Source organism: Rhodopirellula sp. P2, assembly GCF_028768465.1.
Classification (GTDB): domain Bacteria; phylum Planctomycetota; class Planctomycetia; order Pirellulales; family Pirellulaceae; genus Rhodopirellula.
Genome location: NZ_CP118225.1, coordinates 5,314,284 through 5,336,882, shown reverse-complemented (window position 1 = coordinate 5,336,882; position 22,599 = coordinate 5,314,284). Strand labels below are relative to the sequence as shown.

At 57.0% G+C, this 22,599-nt stretch carries 14 protein-coding genes; 4 read left to right on the top strand and 10 right to left on the bottom strand.

Features of this window, described 5'->3' with window-relative positions; genetic code table 11:
* Positions 1-19: 19 nt before the first annotated feature.
* Together PSR62_RS18835 and PSR62_RS18830 are read right to left on the bottom strand one after the other, a co-directional pair.
* Positions 20-1,228, bottom strand: coding sequence for an efflux RND transporter periplasmic adaptor subunit (locus tag PSR62_RS18835; RefSeq protein WP_274404553.1), 1,209 nt, complete (start codon positions 1,226-1,228; stop codon positions 20-22).
* Between the two features lie 121 nt (positions 1,229-1,349).
* Entirely contained in the window at positions 1,350-2,072 is a 723-nt protein-coding gene (locus PSR62_RS18830; RefSeq protein ID WP_274404552.1) for a cytidylate kinase-like family protein, read from the bottom strand.
* A 578-nt stretch (positions 2,073-2,650) separates the two neighbouring features.
* On the opposite strand from PSR62_RS18830, the gene PSR62_RS18825 reads away from it, so the two are divergent.
* Positions 2,651-4,009, top strand: coding sequence for a sigma-54-dependent transcriptional regulator (locus PSR62_RS18825; RefSeq protein WP_274404551.1), 1,359 nt, complete (start codon positions 2,651-2,653; stop codon positions 4,007-4,009).
* Between the two features lie 236 nt (positions 4,010-4,245).
* Here the strand turns inward: PSR62_RS18825 and PSR62_RS18820 are convergent, their stop codons facing one another.
* The 3 genes from PSR62_RS18820 to PSR62_RS18810 all read right to left on the bottom strand — a co-directional run bounded on the left by PSR62_RS18820 (position 4,246) and on the right by PSR62_RS18810 (position 8,703).
* Positions 4,246-5,127 (bottom strand): SHOCT domain-containing protein, encoded by an 882-nt coding sequence (locus PSR62_RS18820; RefSeq protein WP_274408254.1) that lies wholly within the window; start codon positions 5,125-5,127, stop codon positions 4,246-4,248.
* A 293-nt stretch (positions 5,128-5,420) separates the two neighbouring features.
* Positions 5,421-6,956, bottom strand: a complete 1,536-nt coding sequence (locus PSR62_RS18815) for a mannitol dehydrogenase family protein (RefSeq protein ID WP_274404550.1) — start codon at positions 6,954-6,956, stop codon at positions 5,421-5,423.
* Between the two features lie 19 nt (positions 6,957-6,975).
* Positions 6,976-8,703 carry a purine-cytosine permease family protein gene (locus PSR62_RS18810; protein ID WP_274404548.1) on the bottom strand — a complete coding sequence of 576 codons (1,728 nt, stop codon included), beginning with the start codon at positions 8,701-8,703 and terminating at the stop codon, positions 6,976-6,978.
* Between the two features lie 865 nt (positions 8,704-9,568).
* On the opposite strand from PSR62_RS18810, the gene PSR62_RS18805 reads away from it, so the two are divergent.
* Positions 9,569-10,630 carry a hypothetical protein gene (locus tag PSR62_RS18805; RefSeq protein WP_274404547.1) on the top strand — a complete coding sequence of 354 codons (1,062 nt, stop codon included), beginning with the start codon at positions 9,569-9,571 and terminating at the stop codon, positions 10,628-10,630.
* 277 nt (positions 10,631-10,907) lie between these two features.
* On the opposite strand, the gene PSR62_RS18800 is transcribed toward PSR62_RS18805, so the two are convergent.
* Positions 10,908-12,083 carry a transglutaminase-like domain-containing protein gene (locus tag PSR62_RS18800; protein ID WP_274404546.1) on the bottom strand — a complete coding sequence of 392 codons (1,176 nt, stop codon included), beginning with the start codon at positions 12,081-12,083 and terminating at the stop codon, positions 10,908-10,910.
* Between the two features lie 82 nt (positions 12,084-12,165).
* A complete protein-coding gene (locus PSR62_RS18795) occupies positions 12,166-14,703 on the bottom strand; it encodes a cytochrome c3 family protein (RefSeq protein WP_274404545.1) in 2,538 nt (845 codons plus the stop codon).
* A 284-nt stretch (positions 14,704-14,987) separates the two neighbouring features.
* On the opposite strand from PSR62_RS18795, the gene PSR62_RS18790 reads away from it, so the two are divergent.
* Positions 14,988-16,184: a Gfo/Idh/MocA family protein gene (locus PSR62_RS18790; RefSeq protein ID WP_274404544.1), complete on the top strand. Its 1,197-nt coding sequence runs from the start codon at positions 14,988-14,990 to the stop codon at positions 16,182-16,184.
* A complete protein-coding gene (locus PSR62_RS18785) occupies positions 16,181-16,462 on the top strand; it encodes a hypothetical protein (protein WP_274404543.1) in 282 nt (93 codons plus the stop codon). The genes PSR62_RS18790 and PSR62_RS18785 overlap by 4 nt, the downstream gene beginning before the upstream one ends.
* Positions 16,463-17,779: 1,317 nt before the next feature.
* Here the strand turns inward: PSR62_RS18785 and PSR62_RS18780 are convergent.
* The 3 genes from PSR62_RS18780 to PSR62_RS18770 form a co-directional block, all read right to left on the bottom strand.
* A complete protein-coding gene (locus PSR62_RS18780; RefSeq protein ID WP_274404542.1) occupies positions 17,780-19,459 on the bottom strand; it encodes a hypothetical protein in 1,680 nt (559 codons plus the stop codon).
* A 109-nt stretch (positions 19,460-19,568) separates the two neighbouring features.
* Complete coding sequence (locus PSR62_RS18775) at positions 19,569-20,243, bottom strand: hypothetical protein (protein WP_274404541.1); 675 nt, start codon at positions 20,241-20,243, stop codon at positions 19,569-19,571.
* Positions 20,244-20,310: 67 nt separating this feature from the next.
* Positions 20,311-22,074: an Hsp70 family protein gene (locus tag PSR62_RS18770; RefSeq protein ID WP_274404540.1), complete on the bottom strand. Its 1,764-nt coding sequence runs from the start codon at positions 22,072-22,074 to the stop codon at positions 20,311-20,313.
* Positions 22,075-22,599: the final 525 nt, after the last annotated feature.

Genomic DNA, 22,599 nt, shown 5'->3' with positions numbered 1-22,599 from the left:
CCGTTGCAGGCGATGCGCGCTATTCGGCGTGATACTTGAGGTTGCCGAGCACGGTGTCCGGATCTTGGAATTCGTATTCCACCGTTTCGCCATCGCGTACTTGCAAGATGCCTTCGAGCACGATCTTTTCGCCCGGTTGCAATCCTGCGGCGATCAAGAAGATGTCATCCTTTTCGGTTTGAATCACGATTTCGCGTTGATGCACAACGTTGTCCGCGTCGAGCACGAAGGCGTACTTCTTGGCCAGAATTTCAAACGTCGCTCGTTGAGGAATCACGACGGCGTTCTTCGCAATCTGATTGATCAGCACCGTGCCGGTTTGACCGTGGCGAAGCAGTCCAGTTGGATTGGGGAAATTGGCACGAAATGCGATGTTGCCCGTTTCGTTGTCAAAGTCCGCTTCGATCGCTCCAATCCTGCCGGGCTGGTCGAAGAGTTTGTGATTGGCCAATCGGAGTTGCACGTTCAAGGCGTCTGGATTTTGGCCGGCGTTCATCGCCTCTTGATATTCCAAGTAGCGAGATTCAGGAACATTGAAATAGACCCACATCAGGCTGTTGTCGGACATCGTGGTCAGCATCGCACCTTCCTCGACCAAACTGCCTTCTTGTTCGTGCAGTCGATCGACGATGCCATCGAATGGGGCTTTGATGTTGGCAAAGTTCACCTCTGCTTGAGCCAGTTTGACATTCGCGACGGCTTTCGCCAGTTTCGCTTCTGCCAACTTGAGTTCTGGGGTGGAGACGATGTTTTGTTGGACCAACTTTTGAGTGTTGTCGAACTCGACTTGAGCAAGTTGTGCTTCTGCCTTGTCAGCATCCAGTTTGGCTTCGTAGATCGTGGGCAGGATATGGAAGAGAGACTGCCCCTTGGTCACCGCTTGGCCTTCGTTGACGTGGATGTCCTTCAGATAGCCACCTTCCAGGGCACACACTTCGATGTGTCGACGCGAATGAATCTGGCAAACGTATTGCCGAGTCAGCGTGACATCGCGGGCAACCGGGCTGGTCACGACAATTTTGTGCTGAGCGTGATGCTCGCCGGACGCGTGAGGCTGCCCGATTGGCTGGGCGTCGGAGTGTTCTGCGTTGGCCTGGGCCTCACCGTGTGATGGGGCCGTCACAACGTTGGCGAGCGGAATGGAAGTCGTCTCGGTCCAGTCCCCGCAACCCCCGATGAAGCACGGGAAGGAGGCAAAGAGGATCACGTGGAACAATCGGATGCGCATGGTTGGGAAGGTTGGGTTCATAGCTGGAAGGCGTTCGCTTGATGCACCGTCGTGGATGAGTGGAGCGTCGAGAGATGCTGGCGAATCAATCGCTTCGATTGAAATGAGGCGGTGCTTCATCTCAGCGAACACTCTGCTGAGTGAATTTTTCCGTCAAGCGGCGAGCGGAATCGACAATGATGTCAGCTGCCTCCTCCAGGGAAACGATTCCGACGTTCAAAACCAAGTCGTAGAGATGCGGGTCGGATTCGTCTTGATGGAAATGTCCGCGGATGTAGTTCTGCCTTTGACGGTCCTTGTTCGCGACCCAGTGGCGTGCCTCTTTTTCGGAGAGATCGTGTTGGGACATCACTCGCTGAATCCGGACTGGCAGCGGGGCGACAACGCGGACCGACAACCCTTGTTCAGGCGGGAGGATGTACTTCGCGCCTCGACCCACAATGACGACGTTCCCGTGGGATGCCGCCAGCAAGACCAGTTTGGAAACACGGTGTGTGTAGGTGGTTTCTGAAAATCCCAGGCCACCGATTCGAGAGGTCAAGATTTCGCTGAGCCAGTTTTCGTGCTTCTCATCGACGCGTTGAATCAAGCACCGCGGAGTCCCATAGTGCTGCTCCATGAAGTCGACAATCTCGTTGTCCAGCAGGTCCCAGTGCAATTTCTCAGCGACCAGGCCAGCCAGTTCACTCCCCCCTGCACCGGCTTCTCGAGAAATGGTGATGTAGGGGCCTAGCCGTTTGCTGGTGTCTGCTGGGGAGGCTTCCTCTTGGTCGTGTTCCGCATGGATCCACTTCAAAACTCTTTCGTCGGCACGGCGTTCAATGGCTGGGACTCGGACACTCATCGGAGGTGGGCCTGATCAATTGGAGGATCGAAATTGTGAAGGGCTTGAGCGAAATGCAATTGATGGGCCGCCCTTGAATTTTCCAGGCCACGATCCGTCTCCCAACCCGGCGTACACGGTGTGAAGGTGGTCAACAAGTTTTTTGGGGCTGTCAAAGCCATGTCGAGAGGCGTGCAAGGTTTTGCATGAACGATGCAGTGAATTGCATCGCAAACGATGGTTGCCGTCACGAGAGCATTGGATTCAAAGGAGTTGCTGACAGAACGGATTCGCGATCAAAACCGCGACTTGGTTGGCCACTGGTTCCGTGTGAGTGCCTGAAGCGTTGGGTTTCGCGTTGCATCGAAGTTTGCGGAATCAGCTGGGCCGAACATTTCGACGCGTGAAGGCTGAGGAATGGCAAGCTCCCGCACAATCTTGAGAGTGCCTTCGTCCGGTTTGGTCTGGCATTTGCCTATCAAGGAACATGACCATTTCGAGTCGGTTCTGAATTCAACCGCAAGGTCAAACGCCTCAGGCACTCGTCGCCTTTGAACTGCGACACTTGAACTTCTCACCACGTCGAAGCCAATCTTGAAATGGACAACGAACTTCATCTGTTGATCGTCGACGACGAGCCCAACATCCGCTCAGGGTTGGCTCGTGGACTCGAAAAGCTCTGCGACCACATCGAAACGGCAGCTTCGGTCAACGAAGCCTTGGACAAGTTTGTCGCGGGACGCTTTCAACTGGTCATTGCCGACGTGAAAATGCCGGGGGATCGTGATGGGCTCGACCTTCTCCGATGGATCAAGCAGCGCGATCCGGGAGTCATGTCCATCATCATCACGGCCAATGGAACGGTGGAAACGGCAGTTGATGCAATGAAATGGGGAGCCTTCGATTTCATCACCAAACCGGTGGATCTCAATCTCATCCGCCAACAGGTTGCGAAAGCAGCGGATCACCATCGACTGCAGCACGAAAATCATCAGTTGAAGGAGAAGCTGGCGGAAGCGGGTGAGTTGTCAGGCATCATCGGCAATTGCCAGGCGTTCCAAGATCTACTCCAACAAGTGCGGCAGGTGGCGTCCACGGACGCGACGGTTCTGATTCAAGGTGAAAGCGGGACGGGAAAGGAATTGATCGCCCGGGCGATCCACGATTTGAGTGCGCGTTCGCAGGCCCCCTTTGTGGCCGTCAACTTGGGGGCTCTTCCTGAGAGTCTGTTGGAAAGCGAAATGTTCGGGCACGAGAAGGGCGCGTTCACAGGAGCGTCTCGGCAAAAGCCGGGTTGTTTTGAACAGGCTGGCAGTGGGACTCTGTTTCTAGACGAGATCACCGAAATTCCCGCCAAGAGCCAAGTGGACCTGCTGCGGGTTTTGGAGACGGGACAATTCGCTCGCGTCGGTGGCGAGCAAACGCTGCAATCGAATGCGAGGATTGTTTCGGCGACCAATCGCGATGCGAAGACGTTGGTCCAAGACGGATCGTTTCGCGATGATCTGTTTTACCGATTGAACATCGTTCCCATCGAGGTGCCGCCGCTAAGGAGCCGTCGCGAAGACATCCCGTTGTTGGTCGAACACTTTCTGACTCGGTTTTGCACTCGGCATCGACGTTCGATGAAGTCACTGACGCCTGAGGCGATGGAAGCGCTAGTGGCTTCCGATTGGCCGGGCAACGTTCGCCAGCTTCGCAACCACATCGAGCGAATCGTGGTCACCGTGGTGGGCGAAACAATCGGACGCAGCGATCTCCCTGAAGAGCACCAACATCACCGTGTTACACCATCCAACCCGATTCGCACGTTGAATGAGATCACTGAAATGGCGGAACGCACCGGGATCGAGTCCGCTCTGTCGGCAAAGGATTTTCACCGCGAACAAACAGCGAAAGCACTGGGGATCAGTGTGCGAACGTTGCACTACAAGATGAGCCGCTACGGGCTCCACTGAACGAGCAACAGAGTAGAACCGTTGTCCCCAACTGTTCCGTCGGGCAACGCTCAATGCCCAAGCTTCATTGCGATCGTGTCCACTCTCACCGTTCGACGACATTCGGATTCCCCACGCCGGCCCCGTTCGGGGCGACCATTTCTTATCCGCCCTTTTTCTCGGGGCTTCCACCCCGAGCTATCGAAGTCGGCCCCATCCGGGGCAATGTCGGCGCACTTCGTTGCGCGCTCGCCTGACTAGATTCGATCGAGCAAGTCAGATTTCTTGCGATTGAATTCTTCTTGGGTGATGTAGCCTTTGTCGAGCAATCCGCCCAAGCGATCGAGCGTGTCGAACACTTCGTTCGAATTCGATGACGGTGCGGGAGCGGAATTGTTTGTGGGACGGTCGTCCGGTTGAGACTGCTCGAACGACGGAGCGGTCTGGTTGGGGAACGTTGCTGGAGGTGGTGTTTGAGCGGGAGGGACTGGCGTTGGAGCTGGCGGCATTGGTGGTTGCTCGACGCCGTTGCGACTGACAATCGGAAGCGACGAAAGCGGGACGACTCCAAATTGACTGGTGAAGGTGATCGATCCGTCGCCCGATTGTTGTTGACTGAAGCCACCGATGTTGTGTTGCAACGTGTCGTACAGCCACACGTCGTCACCTGTTGCCACCGCCAATCGATGGGCATCGGCAAAGTACGCGTATCGCATTTGGTTTTGTGACCCGCTGGCCGAAGGCGATCCCAATTCTTGGGGCCACCAATTACGTCGTGGGTCCGGTGCGAAGAGGCTGTTCGAAGCCGAACCGCCACCAGCCTGCTGGTCTTGGTAGTTCGAGCCGCCACTTTGGCTTTGTGATTGGAAGACGCCACTGCCCGTTCCTGTTTGGTTCTCGGCGATCGAACGAGCGCAGTCTTCACACAAGGCGGCAACGCGGTACTTCAGATTTTGGTTGAACATGTCACCAATCATCATCATCCCGCCAGCCATCCATTGGCCCGATCCACCAAACTCAGGATGAGAGAACTGGGCCATGCTTCCGTTGCCGTTGTAAACCGCTGTCAACATTTGCGCGACAGCGTCGACGGAAAACCCATGGCGATTGGATAGTGTTTGGGCGATTTGCTGGCCCATGGACGAAAGTGGCAACACGGGAGACTCGCAGGAAACACTGGTGGAAAAGGACTGACATGACATTCTACGTCGATATTGTCAACCAATCGCCCCAAACTTCCTAGTACTACATCTTCCCGCAGAGAAGGTTTCGGCAGACAGAGCTTAGCGGTGGAGGATCTCCCCGCGATGCAGATGGGCGGGTGAGGGGAAAGCCCCTGCATCGAGCCGGATCCGGTCGGATCCCAATCCCAGTGTGATTCACCAACCCGTGCGATTCACCAACCCGTGTGCGCAACCAATCCAGGGCTCTTTCAGTTCGCATCCGGTTGGCTCGGCAGCAACGTTTCCATCATCGAAGCGACGTCCGTTGTTTCATACAGCGTTTCGACCATCTTCACATATTGCTGTGTGAACCGTTCGTTGCGATTCAAATCGCCAAACACTTCGGTGACTTCCAGGAAGGACAGCGGATCCTTGCGAGTCGCCGCGGCGGCCTGGTGAAGCGGCTGTTTCATCTCGTCGATGATCTCAAGCGGGTTGCCGTCTTGGTCGACTTGCTTGTCGCTGTAGAAGCACCAGGCAGCGATGACCAAGGTCGCCAGTTCGATGTTCCCACCGCGAGCCAGGTTGTCTTGAATCGTGGGAATCAGAAAGACCGGAAGCTTGCTCGAACTTTCCAAGCAAATTCGCGAGAGCGCGTCTTTGATGTTTGGATTGCCGAAGCGTTCCAGCAGCGTGTCTTTGTAAGTTTCCAGATCGATCCCCTCGACTTCATCCAACACCGGTGTCACTTCGGCGTCCATGAAGAGTCGGAGGTACGTCGCAAACAACGGATCGTTCACGCACCCGTCGATCGTTCGGTGACCATGAATTGATCCGAGGATCCCCAGTACCGAGTGGCCCGCGTTGAGCAAGCGAAGCTTCATCTTCTCGTAGGGGCCGACGTCGGGAACAAATTGGGCACCAACGGATTCCCAAGCGGGACGCCCGGCTGAAAACTGATCTTCCACCACCCACTGGCAAAACGGTTCGCACGTCACGGGCCATTCGTCGCTGAGTTGCTGTTCTTGGACCAGGTAATCGATGTCATCCTGGGTGGTGACAGGAGTGATGCGGTCGACCATCGCGTTGGGAAAGCAAACGTTCGATTCGATCCAAGTTGCCAGTTCGGGATCCTGTTTGCGAGCGAAACCAAGCACGGTTTTGCGAGTCAAGTCTCCGTTGTGTTGGATGTTGTCGCAGGACTGGATTGTGAATGCTGGTAGGTTGCGGGCGCGACGACGCTGCAGCGCCTCGGTCAGAAATCCAAACACCAATTTGGGCGTCGTTGGGTTGTCGAGGTCATGCTGGGCATCGGGATGATTCCAGTTGAACTCGCCCGTTGCGGCGTCGATGTTGTAGCCGCCTTCGGTGATCGTTAGCGAAACGATTTGCGTGTCGGGACTGGCCATTTGCTCAATCACCGATTCGGGATCGTGGCATCCCAGCAAGAAGTCCATGATCGAACCAATCACACGGTTTTCGACGGTTCCGTTGGGATGTCGAATGATCAACGTGTAGAGGTAGTCCTGTCGCTTCAGGACGGAGGCAATTTTGGCGTCCGCTTCACGCAGGCCGACACCGCAGATGCCCCAGTCCGACGACCTGTCGTTGCGCAACAGTTCATCCGTGTAGAAGGCCTCGTGCGAACGGTGGAAACCTCCCACGCCGACGTGCACGATTCTCGGTTTCAGTCGGCTGCGGTCGTATTGCGGCGCCGAAACCTGTGAATTCAGCTGCGCCAGGTTGGCTTGGTTCAGTGGTGTCGGCGAGGCGTTTGAGCCGGTGGATGACGTTGGACTGGTCATGTTGTTTCAACCGAGTTGACTAGTTGTCGTGCTGTGGATTGAGGGCTTTGAAGCGATGCAAAACCCAGTAGGCGGTCGCGAAATACGAAATCGTCAACACAAACGCCCAGGTGTAGAAAAGGTCGCGGTTCGAGGTGTAGGTCGGCAGGTCTGGACTTTGAAACATCACCTTCAAAGCGAGCAACAAAATGAGAGCCAGACAAACGCGGGAGATCCAACGCCGGACGAGGGATTGCCGGGATGGATCCTCGATCGGTTCGCCTTCCGCCAACGCTTGCTCACGTTGGAATTCCCGAATGTCTTCGTTCATCTGCCGTTCCTTCTCTTCCTCTTCAGGATACTTTTCCGCGGCCCCGTAAAGCTTGGCGAGGAAAGTATAGAGCAGAATCGTGAACAACCAGGTCGGCAGGAACAGGTAGTAAAACGACATCACCTCGAAGGCGTTCAAACCAAATCCGAAGATCAATCCGGCGGTCCAGGATGCGATGGCAGGGATGCTGTGGGGCAGGTTGCGATACTGAGCCCAGTACCGAGTGAAGCCGATGCGAGGGAACACGACATGTTCTGCGAAAACAATGCCGCCCACGGGAACGACCAACAGACCAGCGTATGTCAACAGCGGCAGGATTTGCCGGAAGACAAACGGGAAGCAAGCAACCGCGACCGTCACACAGCCCACCGTGAACGTCACCATCTTGCGAGATCGTTTGTGGAAGATCGCCTGAGCTGCCAAACCCGCCCGGTAGAGATTCGCGTTCGCGGTGGTCCAACCAGCGACGATCACGATGACGTATCCCGACATGCCCAAGGCGCGAAAGGCAACGTCACCGGGATCCAATTCAACGATGGTGGATTTCAACAGCACGGCGGCACCGGCGCCCATGATGCCGGAGGCGATCCAAGCGATGTAGTGTCCGAACAGCATGCCAGCGCTGGTGCACAATCCGTAGATTGATTTTTTGGCGTAACGCAACAACGCCATGTCGATCAGACCAAAGTGCGTGATCGTGTTGGCAGCCCAGGCAAAACCAGCCACCTCCCACAATCCAATGCCCGGTTTGCCATCCGCATTGGTGCCCGTCCAAATCGAATGGTCACCGATCACCAGAAAGTCCTGGAACCCGTTCAGTGTGGTTCGGCCCATGACAGATTCAGCCAAAGCGGGAAACAACACCAGCGCGCCGCTGACAAACATCACGACCAGCCATGGACCACACAAACCGGAGAACTCTGCGACCGCGTTGAAACCGTACATCGCGACCAGCACCACGATCATGCCGACAGCGACCACCACGGCAACGAATAGAGAATCGGTCGGGTACCACTGCAATTGCGGTGGGATGTTGAACAGCAACCGAACGGCGGTGCAAGACACCGTGATCATCGCCGCGGAAATCACGGTGAAGATCAGGACGTTGGCCCAGTTGTAGAGCCGAGTCATTGACTCGCCGGCGATCTTTTCAAGGTACGTGTAAAGACTCAGTCGAGTCTGCACGGCGATTGGCGTGGTGATCAGGGTCCAACTGAGGATCGCCAAAATGTTGCCAATCAACAGCCCGATCAGAATGTCACGCGTGGAAGCTCCCATCGCAACAAACGTGGCCCCGATCACAAATTCAGTCGCGGCAACATGCTCCCCCGCATACAGGCCCACAAAGTGTGGCCAGCGGTGAAGTCGGTGCACCGGAACCGGCAATTGCTCCTGCTTCATTTGAGCAATCACTTGTCGGTTCGTTTCGGTACTCATTCGTGGTGCTCATCAGATCGGATTTGGTCGTGTGCCAGCATTCTATCCGTTCACCCAGTGAGAGAGGAGGCATCCCCACCATCGTGTCACGAAAAAGGTGTCAGGTACCTTTTTGACGGTGTGCCGTTATGTCGAACGCAATGCACTGACTGCGGGGTATTGCGAACGACCTGAAGATTGGCGTTGGGGAAGTCTGGCCCGTTGGAAGCACGGGGCCGCTAAAGAGAAGGCTCTTCTAGCACCTTGGCCGATCGCTCGCTGCGCGCGTTGGTGTGAACAGGTGGCGACCAAACTGTCCGCTAAAGAACAAAAACAATTGGACTTTTCTGTGAAACGTGGGACTCCCTTTGGAGAAGAGAACTGGGTGGAAACCACGGCCCGACGTTTTGATCTGGAAATGACGATGAGGCCACGGGGGCGTCCTCGCAAATTTCGACAGACGAAACAGGTAGATTACCCAGCTCTCCAAAAAGGTACCTGACACCTTTGTGGGAGGATGGGGCGGTTGGAGGGATTGTTTGGGAAGTGGTGATCTGTTTTGGGAATTGTTGAATGGGGGCGAGGGGAACTTCTGCCGGGGGGATTTTGAGCAGGTCGCGTTGCATTGGCACGGTGGCGTGTCTGTTGTGAGTTCACTGTGTGACAGGGACGCACGATTTTTGCTGGAGGCAACATGGGTTTGGTGTCGGGTGATGCCAGATTTGCGTTTGAGTCAGGCTCGGTAATTTGTGTCGATCACGGACGCGGAGTCGCAGGAGTGAGGCGGGGCCGGCCGATTCGCCCTGTTAAGGAAACATGGACATGCTTGAGTTGGCCGGCATCGTGAATCGGCCAACCATCATGTCAACGTCACAGGAGATGGATCGTGAATTGCGTTTGGAAGGCCTCGGCTTTGGCCGTCGTCATGGGGTGTTGTTTGACGTCGTTGGCTTCAGCTGGGCAATCCAGTGGCTGTGATCCATTGGGGCTGGGCGGGTGCGATGCAGTGAGCTGCGATGAGTTTGGTTGCGACTCCGATGGATGCGACTCGGTCTGCGACTCGGTGGCATGCCGCGGTTGCAAAGCTGCGGGATGTTTGGCTTCGCTGAAGCAACACCTGCGTCCAAGTGATCACTGCTTTGATGACTTCATCAGCCCAATGATCGACTTCGTTCACTTCGAAGACCCTCGCAACTTGACGGAATTGCGTCCCATCTTTGTGACGCATCAGTTCCCCGCCACGCTCGGTCCAGGGAACATTCCCGCCGGCGGTTCCGTGCAGCTTTTTGCATTGCAGTTCCGCGTGGCTTTGACCGAACGTCTCAGCTTGATCGCTGTCAAAGATGGATACATTCTGGACAACAGCGAAGGGACGTTGGACACGCTGTTGTTGGATTCCGGATGGGCTGATGTTTCAGCGGGTTTGAAATACAACTTCATTCGCGACACCCAGTCGGGAACTTTGCTGTCCGGCGGTTTCACCTACGAGATCCCGCTCGGCAGCAAACAATCGTCGCAAGCGGTCAGCGATGGGGAATTTCACTTCTTCGCAACCGGTGGTCAACGTTTGCTGGGTGGCAACGCTCACATCCTCAGTTCCTTTGGATGGCAGTTGCCTGTGGATCAATCGGATCAAAGCACGACCGTTCATTGGAACAACCACTTTGACGTGAAGGTGACTGACCGGGTTTACCTGTTCACCGAGAACTCTTGGTGGCACTGGGTGGATGAAGCCGAAAACGGTTTGGCATTGGGTGTGTCTGGGCAAGACCTCATCAACTTTGGTGCCACCGACGTGGAAGGCAATGACTTGGTCACCCACAACGTCGGCATGAAGTTCAAACCGAGCGGAAACATTGAAGCGGGCGTCGCGTACGAGTTCCCCCTGACTGCTTTCAAAGACGTTTTGGAAGACCGAGTGACTGTCGACATGATCTTCCGATATTGATCCACGTCACGATTCGTTCAAGTGACATGGCTTGATTGAGTGACGTGGCTTGATTGAGTGACATGGCTTGATTGGGTCGCATCGCGTTTCAATTGGGATTGCAGAGAGGGCGATGGTGATTGATTCACCATCGCCCTCTTTTCGGTTTGCCAAGCAGGCAGGCAGGAGTCTTCGGGGAAGTGAGCCGTTTGGCATTCGCCACGGTTCCGACGCACAACCGGGGCGAACGCCCCTACGGCTCACGTCCTCACTGCTCATTCCAAGCTGTGACTCAGCACTAGGGTGTGACGGTCCAGGATTCTTGATGTTGGAATCCGTCGAGCGTGCCTTGGCCAGTCACCCACATCAAGGGGATTTGGAAGTAAGCCGCTCGGTAGTCACCGTGAAGGTCGGTGTCGAATTTGACGCCGGGATCGACGTGGTAGGTGATGAAGTCACCGTCGGATTGGCCGAAGTATTGCAGTTTGGTTTTGGTGCGGTCGTGAATGATGGCTGATGAAGTGTCCAAGGGGATCCAGCCGACGCCTTGGGCATAGAACTCGGCGATCACGTGGTACTGGTAATACGGTTGATCGTTGATCGTTTCTCCTGGGGTAGCCGAAATCGCCCAGCGGCCAGAGAGAATTCGTGCTGGCACGCCCTCGCTTCGCATCACCGTGGCGAAAAGCGTCGAGAGACCGCCACAGTCCGTTGCATCGGACTGGCACAACAGTGACGCCGTTCTGTCCTCGCTCGGGACGTACGAATATCGGTACGAGTTGGCCAATTTCTGAAACACTCGTTGAGCAAACCGGACTTCGCCTTCGGTCCGGAGTCGCCGAAACCGATTCTTGGTTTTCCATTCCTGGAATGCTTCGGATCGGTAGTCGTATTCTGGTGTCGACCGCAAAAAGTTTTGGCGTTCTTTCGCGGACAGCGAAACGACTGGTGGCTTCGCCGAGGTGGCTCGCTTGTCAAACGTCAACGAACGAGCGAACAGTTGCAGTTCATCATCGCAGCGGAATTTGGCGGTGCGACGTTGGGACTCATCCGTGACCTCCATCCGGCAGCGACGGATGGGACGTTGGAAGACGGATTGGTCAGCAATGATTTCGCTGGTTGGTGTGGTGGTGGATTGAATCCGTTTTTGGCCGGGCAAGTCCGGCGGCTCGGGCATCGCGAAAACCCATGTTTTGGCTTGCAGGGATGGCGTGTTGACTTCGAACGTGATTGTCGCGGTGACTCGTTTGGCGGGTGTTCGCACGATGGAGAAACCTTGGTTGAGCCCGCTGGGGATCTTCGGCAAGGCATCGATCGATTCTTGCTGCGTCGCCGACAACGACGTCTCAGCTGGAGTCTGAGCGACCACGTCAGCCAGATGCAGCAAGCATGCGAGTGGAAACGTCAAAAGAATGACGAGCGGTGCCAGGTGGCGATTGAAGGTGGGCGAACGCATTGGCGAGGAGGATGGCATTGCGATGGATGGATGGGAGGCTGTCACGAAGGACGAAATGGTCGAACGTCAGATGATCGGGGCGGGAGTTGCCTCCATGAGTTTACTCGGCAGACGCAGGGGTTCGTTTTTTGCGGACCCAAACGATCAAGGCGAACGCAGCAAAACCGAACAGGGCTCCTCCGATTGTTTGCCCCCAAGCCGACAAAAGCAAGATTTTGTGAATCAAGCTGGCGTGTTCGTCGTTGGTGTGCGGCAATTGCCCGGTGTACTTGGCAACGTGGTGCAACAGGTTGATTGCATTGGAGTTCTCGGGGATTTCTTTGTGGCAGGCGATGCACGTGCCTTCCCGCTGCATGTGTTCAATCTCATCCTTGTTGAAAGCCCGAGAGAGTTTCCAGTGATGGCCAACCGTGGAGAGCTGGTTGCCGTCGCGGTCGACGATCTGCGACCAATCTTGGGGGAGGTTCTCAATCGCTTCCATTTGCGGCTCGGCTCGTTTGGAAAGCACTGTTCCGTCGGTCGTTTGGAGGTCGACGAAGTGCTTCTCGTCCCACGGCCGAGTGCCTCCGATGCCCAGTCCCAACGCTTTGTCCGATGCGTGACATGATTCGCAGGAGCGAGCATTCTTGGTCATCGTGTGCGGTTGCGTGGGGCTCATGTCGATCGCCAATTGACCGGATTCACCGCCGCCTTCCATCCCCGCAGGGATTTGGAAGATGTGATTGGTGAGAATCGGTTTGCCGTCCGGGCCGATGATGGTGACGGATGGCTGGCATCCGGGGGCGAGCGGTGTCACGCGGCCTTCGCCGTTGATTCCCATCATCGGGTCTTCCCAGCGAAGGTAACTGCGTTGTTCGCTGACTTGGCCGGGGATGACGGTCCCCATGCCTTCTTCGCCGGCTTGGGTTCGGAACTCGGGCTGCATGTGCTTTTGCCCTGCGGCGACCCAGTCAAACCCCTCTTTGTTTTCGTTGCATTCGGGGCAGCGATCCTTTTGGCTGTAATCAATCTTCACGTGACAGCCATAACATTGTGGTGTCCAGCTCGCGTGACAGGTGTAGCACTCCATCCGGTCGAGGTGTTTGGCGACGCCTTTCATCGCGACCAATCCACGCGTGCTGACCAAATTCTCGTCCACCAGCTTTTTCAGAGGTTTCATCCGCAGGTCTTTGCCCTCGGCGGTGTAGACGATCACGTCATCACCGTCGCGAACCACATTCTCGTAAGGGTTGCCGCGGGCGGTGAGCAGGTAACCGTCTTTCTTCTCGTGCAGGGTGCCGGCCCAGGTGTGAGGCAGTTGTTCTTGGGTGACACCTCGGGCCGCGCCGTCCGCGGGTTGCATGTCGAATTCGTCCATGTAGCCAATTGGCAGTTCCCACGGGAATTTGTCCGGCGTTCCATGACAATCGGAGCATTCAATCTGGACCCCGCCGAGGTTGCTGCCCGAGAGAAATCCGTCCCCGTGAACATCGTTGGATGTGTGGCAGTCCTGGCACTTCATCCCCTTTTGATAGTGGATGTCTTGTTCCATCGCGATGTAGTGTTTGGTGTGCAGGCCGGGTTGGTCTTTGCCTTCTTCCGTGAACGGGGACGCGTAGGGTGTTTCCATCAAGCCTTGGAAGGACACACCGATCCGCTTGCCTCGGTTGTGACAGGTCGTGCACGTTTCGGCCGGCAGCCCGTGGTAGCTGATTCCGTTGACCGTGACGGTGGCCTCGCGAGTCCCCTGGATTTGGTGCGTCAGTGGGTGCGAGGTTTCGTCGGTCGGAATCGATTGGTCGTGGCCTTCGTAATAGCCTTCGTTGCTGTAGGGAATGTGGCAAGAGGAACATCCCATGCCGCGAAAATCGCCTCGTTTGGAACGGCCTTTGACCGCATGGTGGCAACGGTTGCATTCTTGGCGAATGTAGGTGTAGGCGGCCAACTCAGGCTCTTCCGCCAATCGGTCCAACTCGTCGAAACCCAGTGCTTCGGGAAGCGGTTCGTGCCGGTCCACGAACACGTTGGGTTCGAGTTTCTTCAGGCGTTCCATGTAGGCGCGGTAGGTGTCCGTTCCCAGGCGATCTTTGGGATCGATTGGGTTCTCGACCGCGTAGTTGGCGAACTTGTGTTCATAACCCGTCAGTGCGCCGAACGACCAGCATGTGCCTTGGATCTTGCCTGATTCCGTCATCATCAAACTCTGCCACTGCACGCGGACTTGTTCAGCATGACACGAGCCACAGGTTTGGTCGTTGACCCAGGGGCTGCCTGGGTCGGGAAAGAAATCATCGCCACCGTGCGCGAGCGCTTTGTCTTTCGTTTCGGTCGGATCACCGTTGTGACACACCACACACCCGGCGGGATCCCCCATGGCTTCCCCGCGCGCCATGATTTGGTTCAGCATCTCAGAGCCGATTTCACGAATCGGTTCGATCTCCCCGTGGCAAGCCATGCATCCTGATTCAGAGGCTTTGGGAAAGTGATCGACCAAGCGATCCTGGGCTGGAGCCTCCGAGTCGGAGATCAATCCGCAGCCGAAGATCACCACAACCGCCGCCAGCCAGTTCCAGCGACCGCAACATTGACGTTCGTCAAATTGTCCTCGGGGGACTTGATGCAGAGTGGGAGAGGGGGGCGTTGGAAGGAATGAGATCACGCGAATTCTGCTGTCTGAGGGAGACTGGCGACTCGCTGTGCAGCAAGAAGGTGGCTGGAAGTGTCCCACAGCGACCGCGGATTGGGAACGCGGAGGTTGTCAGCCCCCAACTCGGGTTTGAGTGGATTGTTTGGGACGGATCGTTTGGGGTGACGCCGCGGTTGAGCAGACTGGCTTTCGCTCATTCCTGGTGGGCGGCAATGGCAGGCTGCCTGCGCATGGCTTTCGAATCTGCTAGATTGTGCCACGATCAACAACCAAGGCGAACTGCGAAGGGAACTCGAGTGAAATTGCGAATCGGATTGATCGGATTGGGCGATCAATGGCAATCCATGCACCGTCCGGCGCTGCGGATGCTGGGGGATCAATTCGATGTTCGTGCGATCTATTGCAACGTGTCCAAATTAGCCGAAGCGGCAGTCTCGGAGTTTCAGGCCGACCCGGTCGACGGATACCAAGCGTTGGTGACGCGGGATGACATCGACGCGGTCTTGGTGCTTGAGAATTCTTGGCTGCGTTTTCTTCCTGCGACGGCGGCATGTCGGGCAGGGAAGGCGGTCTACTGGGCCAGCGATTTGGACTTCGATCCGGTTCGCGACCAAGACTTCAAGTCCTGTGTGCAGGAATCTGGCGTGGCGTTCATGGCGGGCTTGCCCCGTCGTTTTTCTCCCGCAACGCTGCGTCTGAAAGAACTGATCGCCACCAACTTGGGATCGCCACGGTTGATCTTTTGTCACAAGCGATTGAGTTTGGAAGATGCTCCGCTTAAACGACGCGACCAGATCACCCGCCGTGGCGTGGAGGGCAACCTCGGCGACGATTCGCGAGTCGGTCCAGAAGAGATCCGTGCCCGGATGACTCGGACCGAGATGATGCAGTTGATTGATTGGTGTTGTTACGTGGTGGGTGAACGGCCTGTCAGCGTGATGTCGGCCAACCATTCCGAGGATGAGGCGGCGGACTATCAAGCTCTGAGCATGCTGTTTGAAGACTCCAGTTCGGCTCGCACTTCTCGCGATCGGTTTTCAACGGGAACACCCGTTTCGAATGAACAAGAAGCGGCAGCGACCAACGGAAGTGGCACGGATTCTTCCGCGCTATCCGAGAGTCCTCGGCGACCCAGTGGAGGTGGTGGCGTCACCGCTCAAGTCAGTTGTGGGAGTTACATCCCTGCTCAGTGGCGAGAGGCCATCGGATTCCGCCCGCCTGCCGCGATGCAGGTCTGCTGCGAAAACGGTGTTGCTTTCATCGACTTGCCAGGCACATTGGTTTGGTTTGACGATGCGGGCCGACATCAAGAGTTCTTGGAAGGGGAATCTCCCGTGGGCGAAAAGATGCTGGGCCAGTTTCATCGTGCGGTGACCAGTTTGGTTCGCAACTTGAGCGGGTTGGAAGACGCGTTCAACGCAGCGGCGATCCTGAAAGCGGCTCGCACGAGTTTACAAGAAGGAAGACGCGTGGATTTGAGGGATCTGGCATGACTGATTTGCCGACGACCAGCAAGAAGGATCAACCAGCCTTTGGTTGCGTGGTGTATGTCCAGCGAACGGCCAATGGTCGCACGCGAGGTCGCGTTGCGAACTTGGAGGGGATCGAAACAGAAGGCGGCAGCGAACGCGATGTGTTGGCGACCATCGTTCGCGATGTGCGGGCTCGGATCAGCGAGCACATGCAACGTGAAGAGGACGTGCCGTGGCTGGATCCGCCGGCGGAGAAGTTGCCCGATGAGGTCAAGCGATTCTTGCCGCTGCACTTGTAGCATTGGCAGCGAAGGGAAGGATGACCTTGGGTTGGAAACCCAAGGCTTTCGGCTGCCGTCGCTCCGCGACTGGTGATCGGTGTCGGACGTTCTAACGACCGCGGAGCGGTGACAATTGTCAGCCTCGGGTTTTTAACCCGAGGTCTTGGACGTCACCCCCTCGCTCGACAAGCCGCGGAGCGGCGATAGGTGGCGAGCGATGAGATGGGGGATCGATTGAAAAAGTGAAATTGTAAATTGAAAAATCCGGGCGGTTGAGGCGATGACGGGACGCGAACCGGAGGATCCTTCGGCGACTGGGCGGCAAAAAGTGTCGTCTCTCCGTGACTTGGGGACGGATGTGTGATGGGCGGATGACCTTGGGTTGGAAACCCAAGGCTCTCGGCTGCCGTCGCTCCGCGACTGGTGATCGGTGTTGGACGTTCTAACAACCGCGGAGCGGTGACAATTGTCAGCCTCGGGTTTTTAACCCGAGGTCTTGGGCGTCACCCCCTTGCTCGACAAGCCGCGGAGCGGCGACAGGTGGCGAGCGATGAGATGGGGATCGATTGAAAATGTGAAATTGTGAATTGAAGAATCCGGGCGGTTGAGGCGATGACGGGACGCGAACTGGAGGATCCTTCGGCGAGCGGGCGGCAAAAAGTGTCGTCGCTCCGCGACTTGGGGACGGATGTGTGATGGGCGGATGACCTTGGGTTGGAAACCCAAGGCTCTCGGCTGCCGTCGCTCCGCGACTGGTGATCGGTGTCGGACGTTCTAACAATCGCGGAGCGGTGACAATCGTCAGCCTCGGGTTTTTAACCCGAGGTCTTGGGCGTCACCCCCTTGCTCGACAAGCCGCGGAGCGGCGACAGGTGGCGAGCGATGAGATGGGGATCGATTGAAAATGTGAAATTGTAAATTGAAAAATCCGGGCGGTTGAGGCGATGACGGGACGCGAACTGGAGGATCCTTCGGCGGCAATCTTCGCCCCGGAAGGGGCCGGTGTCGGGCATCCCGCTTGGGCCTCGATGACACGCCTCGCTCCCGCGTTTTAAAGTTGCGCTTTTACAAACGGCCAACATCAGCTCACACGTTTTGGATTGAGCTTGGCCGTTGCCGATTCAACGGAAAAACGCAACTTCGAAACTCACGCGTCGGGTTTTCGTGTTGACGGGCGTTTCTCCTGTGCCCCTGTGGCCTGTGCCCCTGTGCCCCTGTGCCCCTGTGCCCCTGTGCCCCTGTGCCCCTGTGCCCCTGTGCCCCTGTGCCCCTGTGCCCCTGTGCCCCTGTGCCCCTGTGCCCCTTTCCCACTTCCCACTTCCCACTTCCCACTTCCTACCCCACAAACAACTGTGCGCGGGCGAAGATCAGCAGTCCCAGATCGCCGTGGCAAAAGCTGAGCACCAAGTTCATCCACTCGGAGTCGCCGTGAAAGGCGGCCGCTTCATTGAGCCGTGTCAGGGATCCGCTGGGTGATTCACCACAGGATTGAACGTAGCGAAACAGGCGGCCCCGCCATCGCTTTTCGTAGCACGTGGCAAAGTATTTCTGGCGGGCGTTCTCAGTGCGATTGGCAAGGTACCGAGGGAAGAACCACCAGAAGTAAAACACCGGGAAAACCAGCAGGCCACCGATCAGCAAGATCACGGCGACGGCACTCGACCCTGGCGACGCACCGGTTTGGTCCAACGCCATCAACAGCAGCACCCACGCCATCGAAAAAATGATGCCGAAGACCAAGTACATCCCCGCGAACGGGATCCATTTGTACTTGGATTCGATCCATGACACACGGTTGACGATGTCTTGCAGCGTGCTCTTGAGATCTCGCAAACAAGAAACGGCTTGCCGATTGTTCTTGGAATCGTCGGGGTCGGGGGCGATCAAGCCGGTGGTTTCGGCTAAGTCGGAGGTTGCCATCATCATCAACAAAAACAGCGAGTGATCGTCGCGGTTTTGTGGGGTGGGAAACGCTTCGCGGACACCGTGTGCGTTGCGGGCGATTTCGTCCAAGCAACGAGCCATCTCGGCGGTCGCCGCCGGCCCATCGCCGGTGCAGTACGTGCGAAGAAAGGACTCCATCGTCGCGCGCGCTGGCAACACCGCATCCGACGCTTTGGCGGAGGACAAATAGCTGTGCAACAGCTCAATGAATTCCAGGTCGTTGTGCATGCTCTCGTCCAAGTCCGCGGCTTGGCGAGAGATCGTTTCGATGTGAGCCCGTGTCCACTCCAGAGGAGCCTGCCAGATCGCGGTTCTGAGAATGCGAAGGAAGAACGCCAAGCGAGCGCGTGGGTCAGCCTTGGGGAGGTGGCTTTCACATTCCTGGATCAGAATCTCGAACGTTTTGAACGGCTGGTCGTTGAGCAGGCGTTCCCAGAGTGGTTCCGTCAATCGATAGAACAGGGACGAACGGATCGTCGCGGCGATTTTGGGAAGCAGCGTTTCGATTTGCTGGTCCGGGATGTCCCCGCGAAGGGTGCCGGCGACCAGAGAAACCAGCCCCGGTTCCAGCGGATGTTCCTGCAGACCATCGAGCAACCACTTCAGAAACAGAGTGTGTCTCTGGGGGGCGGTTTTGTCGGGCTTTTCGAGCAGGTCGCTGAGCACCGCCAGGATGTAATATTCCAGCGGCGAACGGGAGTGTTTTTGCGAGAGTCGGAGGTAGGACTCTCGCGGGTTGGCGATCGCTTCGTCCACGGGCGAGAGCGTCGCGGGCGGTCGTTCCCTGGTTGGCTTCGGATCGACGGTGGAGCTTGGATTGGGAGAGTCGGTGGGTTTCCAAGCATCCGCTGCGGATTGACTTGCCGCTTGGTTTCGCCCGTACCGTTCCGCGTTTTCGAGTTGTTCGTAGGCCGCCCGGATCCGCTGGAATTCTTGCGGGTGCGTTTCCGGTTTGAACTGACGGATCAGTTTGCCGTAAGCACGCTTCAGATCACGACGATCGAAGGCTTCGGGCAATTCGAAGAACGATCGCGGGTCTTGCGGAAGATGGTGCCACGCGGGGTCAGACATGAACGATGGTCGGCGAGGGGGGGCGGCGGATTGCGATTGGATCTTGGTTCTGGCGGGCACCGAGCCATGCCGAGCAACCACCATCGTTCACGACGTCGGGCGGATCGGGTCACTCCATCAGAAAGATCTTGACGATCTGATAAGCGATCAAGGTGCCAAAGAACAGCACTCGGAAATTGAGCAACGAAGATTCACCGGCGATCATCGGCCCAGAGGCCTTGGTGTTCTGCAACGTGGTCAACCAATCGCGTTCCAACCCAAACAGATTGGGATACGACTTTTGAATTTTCAGTGATGTGTCACGGGCACGTTTGCGACTGCTCTTCGTCGTCAGGTTCTGAATGAATTTTTCACGAATGTAGCCTGCATCGGACTGCGGCAGCACGACTGATTTGCCGAGTGCGATCACGAGTTCGCGATCGAAGCGTTGATCGGCCAACATCGCAACGAAGGAATTGCGTTCTCTCGCTGCGGTTTGCAAGCGACGAATGGTGGGTGCCAACTCAGGGACTTCGGTCGCATTCACACTGGTGATTCCTGATTCCAGTTCCTCATCGGACAAATGAAAGAACTGCTTTTGCAGATGGGCAACCGTCTCACGTGCCTGAGCGCGACGCTGGTGCTTGGCGACCATGTCATCCACGGAATCGGCGTCGGTTTGCCGAGGGTCATGATTCGGCAATCGCAGTGTCTTGCGACGCAGTTGCAACGCGGATGCGGATTGCCAGACCGGATTGATTTCCAGCATCGATCGCAAATACGTTTGGGCGGCTGATTCGGGCACGTTCCGCGGCGGGGTTGGTGGGGAGGGGAGTCGAGCGGGAGCCTTGGACGCGTTCCACGCCGTCGGCCTACAGGTCTTCGTGATCGAGACCGAGGGAAGAAAGAACGATCAACAACGTGTCCTTTGCCGCAGCGAAGTGTTCCCGATCAGCGCGGGCCATCGCGTCTTCGTAGATGTCCAGGGCGTCATCGAGTTGTTGCCGTTGAGAAGGATGCAGTTCGCCCAGCATGCGTTCGGCAAAGCGAGCCAGTTTTTGATTCTCGAGATCATCACGGGGATAGAACTTCAAGGCATCAATGCGACGTTTGGCTTCTTCGATCTGAGCGGGTGAGAGCTGATGCACGTGATTGGTGAGGACGGTCCGGAACCGCTCGCCGCCGGGAGCATACGCCTCGACTTCCAACACACCGGACAAATCGTAAGTGAAGCGAACGTAGATGGGGCTGCCGGCGGGACCAGGCGGTAGGCCCTTGACCTCCAACTGCCCCAGGGCAGTGTTGTCCGCCACTTTGCGGGCGTCGCCTTGAAAGACTTTCAGGGTCACGTTGGATTGGTTGGCCGCGACGGTGCTGAACACTTCTTCGCGAGAAATCGGGATCGTGCAGTTCCGATGCAGCACGGGTTTGAAGTAGCCGTCTTGCATGTGGCCACCGAATTCTTTGACGACTTCCACACCCAGCGTGAAGGGGCAGACGTCTGTCATCACCATGTCGTCCACGGCCGCGTCTTGCCCAATCAGTGCGGCTTGGACGGCCGCGCCAAGGGCCACGACTTCATCGGGATCGTGATCCGTGATCGGTGGTTTGCCAAAGTAGTCGATCACAAAATCTCTCAGGACCGGCATTCGCGTTGACCCGCCGACCAGGATCACATCGTCGATGTCTTCGGGAGTCAGTTCCGCGTCCCGAAGCGATCGGGCGATCGGTCCCGCGATGCGTTGCATCAGGGGATCGCACAACCGTGAGAAATCGGCACGGGTGAGTCGGAAGGTCTTGGGCGATTCGGGGAAGTTGCCATCGCGATCAGGCAGCCGGATTTTGCAGGCGTCTTCTTTCGAGAGCAGGCGTTTGGCTTTTTCACATTCGCCTCGCAACCGCGAAACTCGCAAGGGTTGCTGCAGTTCGGCCAGTTCGAGCTGGGTGTCTTCACTGGCCAGCACCGCGGAGACCATTCGGTCGGTGAAGTCTTCTCCGCCCAGCATGCTTTCGCCAGCGGTGGCTCGAATTTCGAGGGTGCCTTCGAAGACTTCCATGACGGTCACGTCGAACGTGCCACCGCCAAGGTCGATGACGCACAGATTCTTTTCATCTTCGCGGGCGTGAAAGCCGTAGACCAGAGCGGCCGCGGTGGGTTCATTGATCATCCGGCGGACATTCAGGCCCGCCATCTCGCCAGCCAACCGGGTGGCTTGGCGTTGGTGATCGTTGAAGTACGCCGGGACGGTGATCACCGCATCCGTGATCTCGGTGTTCAGGTGAGCGGCGGCGTCGTCACGCAGCGATTGCAGCACCAAACTGCTCAGCTCGTGGGGCGTGAACTCTTTGTCGCCAAGTTTGAGTTTGCGTTCTTGCCCCATGTAACGCTTAAACACCCAAGCACAACGTTCCGGCGCGGTCACGCGAAGTTCTCGGGCGGCGGAACCGACCACGATCTGGCCGTCTTCCAAGACACCAATGATGGACGGCGTGAGCATGTCACCGTGGGCGTTGGCGATCAGTTCGGGTTTGCCATTTCGAAACACGCTGACCAGCGAGTGCGTGGTTCCCAAATCGATTCCGATGCACACCGGTGCTTCGGTTGGGAAGGACGAATCGGATCCGAATTCAGGCATGAATCGAAGTGGGTGTTCGAGAGAGTGTGAGCACGGCAGTCAGAAGCGTTTCGAAGCGGTGATAGTCTAGTGAGTTTGCCGCTCGACGTGCATCCATTGGAAGCTTCGGATTTAGCGGGAGAAGGCGGCCCGCGAAAGAGCAACCGATTGGGATCAATGAAGTTAGGAACGGTTGGGGATCAGGTCAGGTCCCTTTTGCCGGAACTGGCCGTGGAGGGAATCGCAGAAAAGGTCCCGGACACAGACCTTTCCCGCTGATCGATCACGGAGCTGATTGACAGGTTTGAATGGCAAGCGGATCCGCCCGCCGACTGAGGTCGTGCCGTTTTTAAGTCTTGGATTGCCAGGCGATTGTCATCACCCTCCCGTTGGGAGGATCGAGCGAAGCGAGGGGAGGACTCCGCATTGGATCCAGCGCGTGACCCTCCCCGGCCCGAAGCGGTCCGACTCTCCCAAAGGGAGGGGGGGGGGGTAGAACTGCATGACCTCGACTGAGGGGGGAGAATCGCTTTGCGTTGAGAGCCC

Coding starts and splice junctions, on each gene's coding strand:
- PSR62_RS18830 (WP_274404552.1), bottom strand. CDS start 2,072: ATGAGTGTCCGAGTCCCAGCCATTGAACGCCGTGCCGACGAAAGAGTT.
- PSR62_RS18810 (WP_274404548.1), bottom strand. CDS start 8,703: ATGAGTACCGAAACGAACCGACAAGTGATTGCTCAAATGAAGCAGGAG.
- PSR62_RS18800 (WP_274404546.1), bottom strand. CDS start 12,083: ATGCCATCCTCCTCGCCAATGCGTTCGCCCACCTTCAATCGCCACCTG.
- PSR62_RS18770 (WP_274404540.1), bottom strand. CDS start 22,074: ATGCCTGAATTCGGATCCGATTCGTCCTTCCCAACCGAAGCACCGGTG.
- PSR62_RS18835 (WP_274404553.1), bottom strand. CDS start 1,228: ATGCGCATCCGATTGTTCCACGTGATCCTCTTTGCCTCCTTCCCGTGC.
- PSR62_RS18785 (WP_274404543.1), top strand. CDS start 16,181: ATGACTGATTTGCCGACGACCAGCAAGAAGGATCAACCAGCCTTTGGT.
- PSR62_RS18780 (WP_274404542.1), bottom strand. CDS start 19,459: ATGTCTGACCCCGCGTGGCACCATCTTCCGCAAGACCCGCGATCGTTC.
- PSR62_RS18820 (WP_274408254.1), bottom strand. CDS start 5,127: ATGGGCCAGCAAATCGCCCAAACACTATCCAATCGCCATGGGTTTTCC.
- PSR62_RS18815 (WP_274404550.1), bottom strand. CDS start 6,956: ATGACCAGTCCAACGTCATCCACCGGCTCAAACGCCTCGCCGACACCA.
- PSR62_RS18825 (WP_274404551.1), top strand. CDS start 2,651: ATGGACAACGAACTTCATCTGTTGATCGTCGACGACGAGCCCAACATC.